The 13,910-nt window shown below is 41.0% G+C and carries 9 protein-coding genes; 8 read left to right on the top strand and 1 reads right to left on the bottom strand.

Going from position 1 to position 13,910, the window contains the following annotated elements; translation table 11 throughout:
• Positions 1-36: 36 nt before the first annotated feature.
• Complete coding sequence (locus tag WAA15_RS09250) at positions 37-1,413, bottom strand: glycoside hydrolase family 30 protein (RefSeq protein WP_337042448.1); 1,377 nt, start codon at positions 1,411-1,413, stop codon at positions 37-39.
• Positions 1,414-1,586: 173 nt separating this feature from the next.
• Between WAA15_RS09250 and WAA15_RS09245 the strand changes: the two genes are divergently transcribed.
• The 8 genes from WAA15_RS09245 (at position 1,587) to galK (ending at position 13,907) form a co-directional block, all read left to right on the top strand.
• On the top strand, positions 1,587-2,573 hold the full coding sequence (locus WAA15_RS09245) for a nucleoside hydrolase (protein WP_337042447.1): 987 nt from the start codon (positions 1,587-1,589) through the stop codon (positions 2,571-2,573).
• A 50-nt stretch (positions 2,574-2,623) separates the two neighbouring features.
• Positions 2,624-3,619: a GRP family sugar transporter gene (locus WAA15_RS09240; RefSeq protein ID WP_337042446.1), complete on the top strand. Its 996-nt coding sequence runs from the start codon at positions 2,624-2,626 to the stop codon at positions 3,617-3,619.
• Positions 3,620-3,643: 24 nt separating this feature from the next.
• Positions 3,644-4,564 (top strand): ribokinase, encoded by a 921-nt coding sequence (gene rbsK, locus WAA15_RS09235; protein WP_337042445.1) that lies wholly within the window; start codon positions 3,644-3,646, stop codon positions 4,562-4,564.
• Between the two features lie 42 nt (positions 4,565-4,606).
• A complete protein-coding gene (locus tag WAA15_RS09230; protein WP_337042444.1) occupies positions 4,607-5,515 on the top strand; it encodes a PorP/SprF family type IX secretion system membrane protein in 909 nt (302 codons plus the stop codon).
• A gap of 329 nt (positions 5,516-5,844) precedes the next feature.
• Positions 5,845-8,649: a 2-oxoglutarate dehydrogenase E1 component gene (locus WAA15_RS09225; protein ID WP_337042443.1), complete on the top strand. Its 2,805-nt coding sequence runs from the start codon at positions 5,845-5,847 to the stop codon at positions 8,647-8,649.
• A gap of 51 nt (positions 8,650-8,700) precedes the next feature.
• Positions 8,701-10,269, top strand: coding sequence for a 2-oxoglutarate dehydrogenase complex dihydrolipoyllysine-residue succinyltransferase (gene odhB / locus WAA15_RS09220; RefSeq protein WP_337042442.1), 1,569 nt, complete (start codon positions 8,701-8,703; stop codon positions 10,267-10,269).
• Positions 10,270-10,438: 169 nt separating this feature from the next.
• Positions 10,439-12,727 carry a polyphosphate kinase 1 gene (gene ppk1 / locus WAA15_RS09215; RefSeq protein ID WP_337042441.1) on the top strand — a complete coding sequence of 763 codons (2,289 nt, stop codon included), beginning with the start codon at positions 10,439-10,441 and terminating at the stop codon, positions 12,725-12,727.
• A gap of 25 nt (positions 12,728-12,752) precedes the next feature.
• Positions 12,753-13,907, top strand: a complete 1,155-nt coding sequence (gene galK, locus WAA15_RS09210; protein ID WP_337042440.1) for a galactokinase — start codon at positions 12,753-12,755, stop codon at positions 13,905-13,907.
• Positions 13,908-13,910 lie beyond the last annotated feature (3 nt).

The following is a 13,910-nucleotide window of genomic DNA, read 5'->3' as shown; positions in this document are numbered from 1 at the left end:
CCAGCTCACCATTTTTTGTATATAATTATTGAATAATTACCAGATATAGGTAGCTACTGACCCGCCTGCCAAAGACTGGCTGAAGGCTTTCCCTTTTGATGAAATAACAAAATTTTGAGGCTTGTCAGACTCGTTCAGGACAACCAATACTGTCTTCCCCGTAGGAGTTTTAAAAGCTACATTGGCAAGCCCCATTGTAACATTAGAAGCAATACGTACCGAACCCGGCCGAGCAAACTTGGAAGCATGAGCTATAATATAATAGGCAGGGTTTCTGACAATCGAATTGCCGATTGTAATGGCTCCAAGGCATTCTGTACACCCGCCATCGGTATGAGGATTTTGTTTAGGGTCTGCGGCCAGATTCCACTCCAGAACATTTTTGCTCCAGTTACGAGGTGCGCCAATAATAAGGTTTTTGATGTGCCACTTTAAATCACCGGCAAAATTACCCGGCGAGCCAATCCATTGTTCTGTAAAATATAGGTTTTTATCAGGATGTGCCTCATGCACATCTTTCAACGCTTCTATTGTGCCGCCGTATAAATGAAAAGCCGAGCCATCAATGTATTTTCTCGCTTCGGGGTCATTCAAAACACCAATTGGGTAATCAGGGCGGTCGGCATTATGGTCGTAAAGAATAATTTTGGTTTTAATAAGAGCCGCTTTGAAAGCAGGGCCGAGGTGTTTCTTAATAAATGTGGCTTGCTCGCTGGGCAACATTAAAAGGCTCGGATTATTGCCCGGATGCAACGGCTCATTCTGAATCGTAATGGCATCAATCGTAATGCCTTCTTTCTTCATGGCCTGAATATATTTTACCAGATATTTGGCATAAGCTCCATAGTATTCGGGTTTTAGGCTTCCTCCTTTAGAGTTGCTGTTGGTTTTCATCCATGTTGGTGGTGACCACGGCGAGCCTAAAATCTTGATAGCAGGGTTAATTTTTATTATCTGTTTTAATATCGGAATGAGGTCTTTTTGCTCCTCAGCAAGACTGAATTTTTTTATATCAGGGTCTAGCTGGCCATCGGGCAAATCGTTATAAGTAAAAACATGGTCGCTCAAATCCGAGGCACCAATACTTATTCTTAAATAGCTTACCCCAATGTTATTTTGGTCAGTAGCAAAAAGTTCTTGCAGAATAGCGGCTTTTTCGGCGGTTTGTAATTGATTAATGAGCATAGCACTGCCACCTGTCAGGGTAAAACCGAAACCGTCCATAGTCTGGAAATGCTTGGTGTCATCAACAAAAATAGTCGGGCCGTCTGTCTTTTCATACCCGAAAGCTAAACTCCCTGATTGTTTCTGAAATAACGATGATTTATCGGCATTTGTAAGCCATACATCCACGTGCTGCGCTTGTGCTGCCCAAGTAAAAAGGCAGAACAGAAAGATTAATTTTTTTTTCATAGAATAGGTTTAATGTATTTGGTCGCCAAGATAGAGAGAAATACAAAACGAATCCATTTTTTCTTTGAATACTAATGGTTTAGCCCCAATAATGGGTAAGGAATCGTTTCTGTTTCTGATATTTATTTGTTATTTTTGAAAGAATTAATTCAGCCTATAACCTTACAATTGAAATGTCAAAGTTTTTGATAAGCATACTTTGCCTGATAAGTTTTTGCGTATATGCACAGAAACCTCAGAAGCCAGTTTCCATTATTTTTGATACCGACATTGCCGGAGATTATGACGACGTTGGTGCAATGGCGTTGCTCCATGCCTTTGCCGATGCCGGCGAAGCAAAAATTCTGGCAACAATCTCATGCAATGCCTTCGAAACCACAGTTCCTACTATTAGCGTCTTAAATACTTATTTTGGCCGCCCCAACATACCTATTGGTATTACAAAAAGAGAAAAACCAAACATGAGTTGTTCTCAGAAATGGGCCGAAGCCATCGTGGAGAAGTATCCACACGCCGTAAAATCAAATGCAGAGGCCGAAGAAGCCGTAAAACTCTATCGTAAAATACTGGCAAAACAACCCGATAAATCTGTAACAATTATTACTGTTGGTTTTTTTACAAATCTGGCCGATTTGCTCGACTCACAACCCGACGAGTTTTCAAAGCTGTCGGGTAAAGATTTAATCAGGAAAAAAGTCAAAGTATTGGTTTCAATGGCTGCCGGCTTCAATGAAAAACAACGCGGGCATGAGTACAACGTACATATTGATACAAAAGCCTCACAGAAAGTTTTTTCAGCTTGGAACACCCCCATGATTTTAAGCGGATTCGAGATAGGTGAGAAGATAAGAACCGGAATTCGTCTCATAAACAATGAAAATATTCGGCAAAGCCCCGTAAAAGATGCCTATCAGGTGGCTCTTACAAAAGACAACAACACTATTGGGCGTAATAGCTGGGACCAAACAGCAGTTTTAGTGGCTGTAAGAGGAATAGAACCTTATTTTTCATCGAAAAAGCTGAACTTTGACATTACAGATGACGGCAGTAATGTACTGATTCCGGGCGAACGCCTGACTTATTTAACAGAAAAAATGCCAACGGCTGAAGTAACAACCCTGATAGAAGATTTAATGATGCACCAGCCTCAAAAAAAGTAATAGTACAACAACTATCAATATATTACCTGTACCTATAACCTTCTGCGAAAATGTTTATCATAGAAACCTATCCGCTTGCAGTTATATGCTGCATCATTACGATGCTATGCTGGGGGTCTTGGGCTAATACTCAAAAATTGGCGGCTTCATCGTGGCGTTTTGAACTATTTTACTGGGACTACGTCATAGGTATTGTATTACTGGCAACCCTTTTTGCTTTTACTTTAGGTAGCACCGGAACAGGTGGTCGCAGTTTTTTAGCAGATTTAAAACAGGCCAACGAGTCGAATATCGGTTCGGCTATTCTGGGCGGGGTCGTATTTAATGCTGCCAATATTCTGTTAGGAGCAGCCATTTCTATTGCTGGCATGGCAGTGGCATTTCCTGTGGGTATAGGTCTGGCATTGGTTATAGGAGTAATTGTAAATTATCTGGCCAATCCGGTGGGCAACTCTCTGATGATTTTCTCGGGTGTAGCACTGGTTTCGGTAGCTATTCTGTTAAATGCTTACGCGTATCGGGGCACGGCTGCTCAGGCACAGGGCGTTTCGTCTAAGGGGCTTATCTTATCAGTAGTAGCTGGCGTACTCATGGGGTATTTTTACAAGTATGTCGCACAAGCCATGTTTCCGAACTTTCAGGTGCCTGAAACAGGTAAGCTAAGCCCCTATACGGCTGTATTCTGTTTTTCAATTGGCATCTTTTTAAGCAATATTTTGTTTAATACATTCCTGATGTTTCGGCCATTTGAAGGAACACCAGTTACATACAACGATTATCTTGGTGGAAGCATAAAAAACCACCTGACAGGAATACTAGGTGGTGCTATCTGGTGTGTGGGTATGTCGTTCAGCATTATTGCTTCTGATAAAGCAGGTACAGCCATCTCGTATGGTTTGGGGCAGGGGGCCACAGTAGTAGCGGCAATATGGGGCATTTTTATCTGGAAAGAATTTCGTAATGCGCCTAAAGGTACATCGGCTATACTAAATGCCATGCTTTTACTTTATATAGTAGGGCTTGGCTTAATTATAGCGGCAAGGTAATAAATCCACAAATTTTATAAAGATATGTCAAAAATAATTGTTATTGGTAGTTCAAACACCGATATGGTGGTTAAAACTACACGTTTCCCTAACCCCGGAGAAACCATTCTGGGCGGAACCTTCTTTATGTTTGCTGGTGGTAAGGGAGCCAATCAGGCAGTAGCAGCAGCACGAATGGGCGGCGACATAACCTTTATTACCAAAACAGGCAATGATATTTTCGGCAAACAAGCCATTGAGGGTTTTAAAAAAGAAAATATCAACACCGATTTTATCAGCACCGACGCAGAAAAAGCCTCAGGTACAGCCCTGATTATTGTGAATGAAGCCGGAGAAAATAAAATTGTTGTAGCAGCAGGTTCTAACGATACCCTTGCAGAACAAGATATTTTAAAAGCTGAAAAACAGATAAAAGAAGCTGAGGTAATTCTACTCCAACTTGAAATTCCTGTTAGCAGCGTAATGTTTGCCGCCCAACTAGGCATTCAGTCAGAAAGTAAAGTAATTCTTAATCCTGCTCCAGCACAGAAGCTGCCCGACGAGCTTTTCGCTAATTTGTATTTAATTACTCCGAACGAAACCGAAGCAGAGTTATTAACAGGTGTTAGCATCAAAGAAGATGCCTCCATTAAAGAGGCCGCTCAACTTCTGCTCGACAAAGGTGTCAGAAATGTAATAATTACCCTCGGTTCAAGAGGGGCGTATTTCCAGAACGAATATCAGTCATTTTTTATTGAAGCACCCACCGTTGAAGCCGTTGACACTACGGCCGCGGGCGATATTTTCAACGGAACGCTGGCGGTAGCACTAGGTAATAAAAAAGATTGGAAATCGGCCATTGAATTGGCTTGTAAAGCCGCTTCTCTGTCGGTTACACGTATGGGCGCGCAAGCGTCGGCCCCTTATCTGGACGAAATTTTAACCTCATCTAATTTTTACTTCTGATTTTGGTTATATTTTTGTTGCTTTAACAATAAAAATCTCATAATGAAAAAATATCTGTTTATCCTACTTTTGCCACTCACTACATTTGTTAAGGCTCAAACGATTCTAGAAAACCAATTTCAGTTCAATTTTTTAGCATTGAACCCCGCTTTTGCAGGTTCCCGCGAAACTTTTAGCCTGAATGGTATGCTCGGGAATCAGTTTAATGGTACTATTCGCCCGCAACAAATGTATCAACTTTTCTCGATGGATGGCCCTGTTCAGCAGGGGCAGGGTGGCTTAGCTTTGCAGGCACACAACGACAACAGCAATACCGTCGGTTTTAATAATTCTGGTGTGAAAATTTCGTATGCCTACCGAAAGAAATTCGGCGATATTTTTACACTAGGCTTAGGGGCTAATGCAGGCTTTATTTACCAACCTATTATTACCACTACACTCGGCGCTAAACAACTGTTTCCTTATGTTGGCTTAGGTGGTTTGTTCTCTTCTGAAAGGTTTTTTGTGAGTGTATCAAAACCGGTACTTTTCATTAACGAGGCAGTTATATTAAATAATAAAAAACCTTTTTATAGTATGTTGGGTTTTTCATTAGGAGAGATTGAAAACCTCATGATGAACGTAAGCGGTTTGTTGGAAACCAACAAAGATAAAAAAGCTAATATTTTTATAACAGCTAAAGTATGGGTCAAAAAGAGTGTAGGAGTAGGGGTCATGTACCGCTCTGAAACCAACCCCTTAGGCGATAAAAAAAATAAAATAATTCCTATGGCTGAGTTTCAAATTACTGATAGCTTCCGTTTAGGGGCATCTTATGACGCTAATCCTTTTTCGTTCCCTGATGCTTCGGGGTCTACACCCACTACCAAAAGAGGTGGAGTGCTGCAACTGTTTTTGCGATACGATTTTATACGTGACGATAGTAACGATAGCCGCCTGAAATATTATTGATGCCGTAAATCCCTCCTGAAAGAGGGATTTTTCTTTTTGTTTTCAGCCAATAATCAGGTTCTGACAGGCTTCTGAACGATATGAATTTAATTTTAATCTGATAATTATGTTTTCTTACCTGATTGTATAATGATTTTAGTGAAAAAATTGTTACTTTATTGGATACCTTACTGTAACTTTGCAACGTTTTGGCAAGGAACGATTTTATTAAGAGGGGGGCATGAAAAAAACACGTTATACCCTACATAAATGAGCCAAAGTAAGTAAGTTATTTACGGTTAAATATTATCGTTTTCCGAAACGAACATTCAACAATTTTCTAATTCTCAATGGACCAATTTTCGTACATCGCCAATGCTGACGTAGCCGCATTGGATGTTATTTACCAACAATACAAGCAAAATCCAGCTTCGGTCGATGAAAGCTGGCAAAATTTCTTTAAAGGTTTTGAGTTTAACCAAGCTTATAATGGCAATGGCCATGCAAACGGCACTAACGGTGCAAGCCCAGTAACGAAGGCAAGCATTGGTGCGGCAGCAAGTGCCGAACACACACGCAAAGAAATGGAAGTAGTGCATTTAATCAGAGGATACCGTTCACGCGGGCACTTACTTTCAAAAATAAATCCGATTGGCCCCAGAAAAGACCGTAAACCAATGCTTGACCTGGCAGACTTTAATTTGTCAGAAGCTGACCTAGATACTGTTTTTGAGGCGGGAGTTGAACTTTTTGGAGAAGCAGCTACCTTACGCAAAATTGTTGAAGCACTTACAAAAGTGTATTTGGGTAAAATAGGGTTTGAGTATTTGTTTATCAGAGACCGTCAGGCAAAAAACTGGTTGCGTAAAAAAATAGAACAGGAATACCTCAACTTTGAACCAACTCGTGAGCAAAAGCTAAGAATTTTCGAGAAATTAAATGAGGCTGTAAACTTCGAGAACTTTCTTCATACTAAGTTTTTAGGAAAGAAACGTTTCTCGCTTGAAGGTGGTGAATCAACTATTCCGGCACTGGATGTAGCTATTAATCGTGGTGCTGAGCTAGGTGTGGAAGAAGTAGTTATCGGAATGGCTCACCGTGGTCGTCTGAATATCCTTACCAATATCCTGCAAAAACCTTATGAGCAGGTTTTCAATGAGTTTGAAGAAAACGTTCAACTGGATGCCTATACCGATGGCGACGTAAAATATCACATGGGGTATTCGAGCCAAGTTGAAACACCAGAAGGCAAAAGAGTAAGTTTGAAACTAATGGCTAACCCGTCGCATCTGGAAGCGGTTAATCCGGTTGTAACCGGATACGCACGTGCCAGAGCAGACGCTCATTACGAGAAAGCCGCTGTTAAGCCTAATGACCGTGACGATATTTATGACAAAATTCTGCCAATTATTATTCATGGCGATGCAGCCATAGCAGGGCAGGGAATTGTGTATGAAGTAACACAGATGTCGAACCTTCCGGCTTATTATACAGGCGGAACTTTACATTTTGTAATTAATAATCAGGTAGGTTTTACAACCGATTTTGAAGATGCCCGCTCTTCGATTTATTGTACCGACATAGCCAAAATTATTGATGCACCTATCTTCCACGTTAATGGCGACGACCCAGAGGCAGTAGTGTATTCAATGAAACTGGCTACTGAGTTCCGTCAGGAATTTAACCGTGATGTATTTGTGAATATGATTTGTTACCGTAAATATGGGCACAATGAGTCGGACGAACCACGTATGACCCAGCCAACCATGTATAAGGTAATTGATAATCACCCGAACACACGCGAAATCTACTTGCAGGAGTTAATGGAACGCGGAGAAGCCGATGCAAAGTTTTCAGAAGAACTAAAGAAAGAATTTGAAGGCGAACTTCAGGATTTACTGGCTAAGGTAAAACAAAAACAATTACCTTATCAGAAACCAAAACTGGAAGAAGACTGGGAGAAACTACGCCGTTCGGTACCTGAGGATTTCGAGCTGTCGCCGGCAACAGGTATACCTGCCAATGAAATAGAAAAAATAGGAAAAACTTTATATTCAGTTCCTGAAGGTTTTAAACCTCTAAAACAGATTGAAAAGGTATTGGAAGAAAGACGCGCTATTTTCTCACAAGAAAAACCTTTTAACTGGTCGGCCGGAGAATTACTGGCTTATGGAGCTATTCTGAGCGAAGGTAAAATAGTTCGTATTACAGGGCAAGACGTGCAACGAGGTACATTTACACACCGCCATGCAGTATTGCACGATGCCGACACCAACCATCTGTATACCAATCTGGCTCATATCGATGAAAAACAAGGCCACTTCGAAATCTATAACTCTTTGCTTGCCGAGTACGGCGTAATGGGTTTTGAGTATGGATATTCAATGGCTAACCCAAATGCACTTGTAATCTGGGAAGCACAATTCGGTGATTTCTCGAATGGTGCGCAAATCATGATTGACCAGTTTATTGCGGCATCAGAGTCAAAATGGAACACCATGAACGGCTTAGTATTATTACTACCTCACGGATACGAAGGGCAAGGCCCAGAGCACTCAAATGCACGCCCTGAGCGTTATCTGCAACTAGCAGCCGAGTACAATATGTACGTTTGTGCTTGTACAACCCCTGCCAATATTTTCCACATGTTGCGCCGCCAGTTGGCATTGCCTTTCCGCAAGCCATGTATTCACATGTCGCCTAAATCAATGTTGCGTCATCCGTTGGCTATTTCCCCACTAAGCGACTTCACAGAAGGTACTCGTTTTCAGGAAACTATTGGCGACGATTACGCCGACCCTAAAAAGGTAAAAAGAGTATTGCTTTGCAGTGGAAAAGTATATTACGATTTATTAGACAAACAACGTAAAGATAACCGCACCGATGTAGCCATTATTCGTGTAGAGCAGCTACATCCGTTCCCGAAAAAACAGATACAGTCACATCTGGCCAATTACAAAAAGCCTGAGGTAATCTGGGTACAGGAAGAGCCAGAAAACATGGGTTACTGGTCGTTTGTGCTAAGAGAATTTCCTGAAATTGGAATAGGTAACGTAATTGCCAGAAAATCGAGTGCATCGCCAGCAACAGGTTATACTAAAATACACGCAAAAGAGCAGGCCGAAATCGTAGAAAAGGCATTTGAGAAAAAATAAAAGACTTAACTAATTATAAATCGATATCAATAACTTAGCAACAAACAAGTTATGGCAATAGAAATGAAAGTCCCTTCGGTGGGCGAATCAGTGAGCGAAGTAACTATCGCTTCCTGGGTTAAAAAAGATGGTGATACCGTAAAAATGGACGAAGTAATTTGCGAATTAGAGTCCGATAAAGCCACTTTCGAACTTCCAGCAGAGGCCGATGGTATTCTGAGAATAGTAGCAGCCGAAGGCACAACTTTACCTATCGGAGCTTTGATTTGTAGAATTGAATCTGATAATAAACAACAGCCAGTAGCCGATAAACCCGCTTCTGAGCCTGCTAAAGAAACAACTCCTGCACCAAAAGAAGAAGCTAAAGCACCACAAGCTGCACCAGTAGCCTCAAAAACTATTGACGTAGTTGTGCCAGCAGTAGGGGAGTCAATTTCAGAAGTAACCATTGCTTCATGGAGCAAAAAAGATGGCGATTCTGTTAAAATGGATGAGGTAATCTGTGAACTGGAGTCTGATAAAGCTACTTTTGAATTACCATCACCCGAAAACGGTGTAATTACTATTGTAGCACAGGCAGGGCAGGTAGTACCTATTGGTGGAGTCGTTGCCAGAATTGCAGTAGGAGCAGCCGCCGCTGCGCCTGCGCCAGCAACAGAAAAACCTACCGCAACGCAAGAGAAATCAGATACCACAGGTAGTAGCTATGCCGCAGGGCATCCATCACCAGTTGCTGCAAAAGTATTGGCCGAAAAAGGTATCGACCCATCAACTGTGCAAGGAACAGGTATCGGGGGGCGTATCATGAAAGAAGATGCCTTGAAAGCTGCTGCACCGGCACCTCAGCCATCAACTCCAAGCACACCAGCACCAGAAACCAAAGCACCGGCTAGCACGCCAGTAGCTTCAGGTGTAGAGGGCAGAATTTCTCGCAGAGAAAAAATGACAACTCTTCGTAAAACCATTGCGAAGCGTTTGGTAGCAGTAAAACAAGAAACTGCAATGCTTACAACATTCAATGAGGTGGATATGAAACCTATCATGGATTTGAGAGCAAAATATAAAGATAAATTCAAAGAAATACATGGCGTTGGTTTAGGTTTTATGTCGTTCTTTACTAAAGCCTGTGCTATTGCACTGAAAGAGTTTCCGGTGGTAAATGCTTATATCGATGGGGATGAAATCGTGTATAACGATTACGCCGATATTGCTATTGCGGTATCTGCACCACGTGGATTAGTTGTGCCGGTTATCAGAAATGCCGAAAAACTAGGCTTTGCAGAAATAGAGTCAGAAGTAGTGCGTTTAGCTGGTAAAGCCAGAGAAAATAAATTGACAATTGACGAAATGACTGGTGGAACCTTTACTATTACCAATGGCGGTATTTTCGGTTCAATGCTTTCTACACCAATCATTAATGCACCTCAGTCGGCTATTTTGGGTATGCACAATATTGTAGAAAGAGCAGTAGTTATAAACGGTGAAATTGTGGTTCGCCCGATTATGTACGTAGCTTTAAGCTACGACCACCGTACTATTGACGGTAAAGATTCGGTTAGTTTCTTGGTAAGAGTAAAACAATTGCTTGAAGACCCAACCAGAATTCTACTAGGTGTATAATCTGTTACTTATATACGAAAACAGCCATCTTACCCGATGGCTGTTTTTTTGTGGATATGACCTTGTTCATCCCCCAAAACATTGCACTTATCTATTAAATTATTGTTAAATACTTGAATTTTGTACTATAATTGACGTACTTCGCAAGATAACATTATGTTATCGAGCGATGGAAGAAAAACATAAAAATACCTCTGATGGAAAAGGCTCGAGAAGTAGCCTTTTTTCATTTTTAAACGGATTGGTTAGTCCCACAGCAAATGAAGAGAAGACTGTCCCGATACCTGAATCGAAAATCAGCCGCTATGCCGATAGCATCGAGCAATCAAATTATATCAGCCGCGACCTGAGCTGGCTTAAATTTAATGAGCGTGTATTAGACCAAACCCGCGAAAAAAACCTGAACCTGTTTGAGCGTTTAAAGTTTCTGGCTATTACCTCATCAAACCTTGATGAATTTTTTACTATCAGGCTAGGAAGTCTCTATAATTATCTGGACTATAACAAAGAGCGGGTCGATTACTCTGGTTTGCGCGAAATACCTTTTCGTAAAGCATTATTATCGGCCGTAAGGCAGTTCTGTCAGGAGCAAGACCGGATTTTTAACGAAGAATTAACTCCTTTGTTCAAAAATTATAAGTTTCAGATAGTAAAAATAAATGACCTGAAACCAGAAGAACTGGCGCAAGCGATAGATTATTTTGATTATACCGTCTATCCGATGCTTACGCCGATGCTCTTCGATCATACCCATGCTTTTCCGGTACTGATTGCAAAAACGCTTATTTTTGGTGTTATAACCGATTCAAGCCGCTCGACGCTCTTTTCGGAAGACAGCGAAACCAAGAAAATTTCGTTCGTACAAATTCCGGGTAATCTCCCCAGATTTTTCACAATTGAAAGAGGCGACGAGTTGTTGTTTCTGCCAATTGAAGAAATTGTAAGGCATGAAATAAAAAAACTCTACCGTAATGTTGAGATTCAGGCAGTGAACCTTTTCAGAGTGGTGCGTAATGGCGATTTCACACTGGAGGAGTCAGACGATATTGAGTCAGATTTTGTGGATGAAATCAAGCAGAAAATCAAGAGCCGCCGCTTGGGTAGAGTAGTATACATGGAAGTTGAGCCTAATGCCAATGAGTGGATGATGACAATCCTTCAAAAGCGTTGGGAAATTGATAAATATAATATTTTTGTTGATGAGTGCCTGATTGACTACACGTGTTTATGGCAGATTATCCGCCACCCTGACTTTCAGGAAGAACTTGAGCCAATTCATCCGCCTGTTACTCCGGCAAGGCTTAAAGAGAAAAACACAGATATTTTTGAGGTTATCCGTGAGAAAGACATTCTCTTGCATCATCCATATAATAACTTTGAACCTGTATTACAATTGCTTGAAAAAGCTGCCGAAGACCCCGACGTACTGGCTATTAAACTGACTATTTATCGCCTGGCCAAAAAGTCTAGAGTAACGCAGGCTTTGTTAAAGGCAGCCGAAAATGGCAAGCACGTATCTGTATTGTTCGAGATAAAGGCTCGTTTCGACGAAGAAAACAATATCCGAGAAGCTGACCGCCTCCAACGTGCAGGTTGTTTTGTAATTTATGGAATAGGCTGGTATAAAACCCATACCAAGCTGATGCTTATTGTTCGTAAAGAAGGAAACAGAGTAGTACAATATGCCCATCTGGCCAGTGGAAACTATAATGAAGATACCGCCCGTTTGTATACTGACATTGGTTTACTGACTACAAACCCATCTTATACCAAAGATATTTCAGAGTTTTTTAATGTAATAACGGGGCATTCTCAGCCGGCTAATTATCAGTACCTGATTACCTCACCGAGAGATATGCGTAAGCGTCTGATAGAATTAATCAGAAATGAAGCCGAAAATGCCAAACAAGGCTTGCCTAGTGGTATTTGTATCAAACTGAATTCACTAGAAGACCAGCACATTATTAACGAGCTATACAAAGCTTCACAGGCTGGTGTTAAAATTAAACTGATAATCAGAGGAATTTGCTGTTTGCGGCCGGGTAGAAAAAACCTGAGCGAAAACATTACTGTACGCTCAATTGTGGGGGTATTTCTCGAACACGCCCGTATTTTCTATTTCCATAATAACAACAGCCCCAAACTTTATGGCGGTAGTGCCGATATTATGGTTCGGAGTTTTGACAAACGAATTGAATCATTGTTTGAACTTGTTGATGAAGAAGTAAAAAAACACGCCATTCATATACTGGCCTATAACCTGCTCGACAACGTTAATGCGTATGAATTACAAGAAGATGGCTCGTATGCTAAAGTAATTTGCTCTTTAAGCCCTGACGACCAACCGATTGATATTCATAAAATGTTCTTTGAAATAGAGGAAAATGAAATGGAAGATATAAATTTGTTTCCGCAAGAAGAAAACGCAGTTGTTGCCCCTTCTTCTGAAACAGAATAAGTCAGCCATTTTTCCAGATAGAACCATGTACGCCGAAAGTATCAAGCAAAAGTTTTCAGAAATATTCAACCATACACCTGATTTAATCGTACGTGCGCCAGGCCGCATTAACCTCATTGGCGAGCATACTGACTATAACGATGGCTTCGTATTACCCGCAGCTATTGATAAAGCCATTTATTTTGCCATTTCAAAAAGAGATGATGAACGTTGCCAGTTGGTTTCTTATGATTTAAACGATAGCTATGAGGTTTCGCTGGATACCCTAGTTAAGTCAGAAAAAGGCTGGGCTAATTTCCTTATAGGTGTAGTGGCCGAACTTAAAGCAGCCAATTATATAATTCCGAATGGCTTTAATGTTGTGTTTGGTGGTGATGTACCACTTGGAGCTGGATTGTCGTCTTCTGCGGCTGTTGAAAGCGGAATAGGTTTTGCTTTGAAACAACTTTATAATTTGCCATTATCAAGTATAGATTTGGCGCTTGTTGCCCAAAAAGCCGAACATAATTTTGCTGGAGTTAAATGTGGTATCATGGATATGTTTGCTTCTATTCATGGCAAAGAAAAATCAGTAATCAAACTCGACTGCCGTGACCTGACCTTCCAATATTTTCCTTTTAACACAACTCAATACACACTTGTATTGTGCAATTCAGGCGTTAAACATAACTTAGGAGATACCGAATATAACAAGCGTAGAGCAGAGTGTGAAGAGGGGGTAGCTATCTTACAAAATGCTTATCCACAGGTAAACAGCCTGCGCGATGTAAGTATATCAATGCTTCGGAGCCAGAGTGATAAACTATCGCCAACTGTATATATTCGTTGCCGATACGTGGTCGAGGAAATCAGTAGGGTAGAAGAAGCCTGCCAAGCCCTGTTAAAAGATAATTTCGTAACATTCGGAGAGAAAATGTACCAAACTCATAACGGTTTAAGCCAGTTTTATGAAGTAAGCTGCCCTGAACTTGATTTTCTGGTAGAACAAACCTTTGACGATAAAAATGTACTGGGAGCCAGAATGATGGGTGGCGGTTTTGGTGGTTGTACAATTAATCTGGTAAAAACCAAAGCCGTAGATAGCTTTTTGTCCAGAATGGCTGAAGGCTATGAGGCCAAATTCGGCAAAGAACTGGTATCATACAAAGTAGCTATTACAAACGGAGTAGAAACTATATAATAA

The sequence above is a fragment of the Emticicia sp. 17c genome (genome assembly GCF_037153985.1).
GTDB lineage: Bacteria > Bacteroidota > Bacteroidia > Cytophagales > Spirosomataceae > Emticicia.
This window is presented reverse-complemented; position numbering and strand designations above follow the sequence as displayed.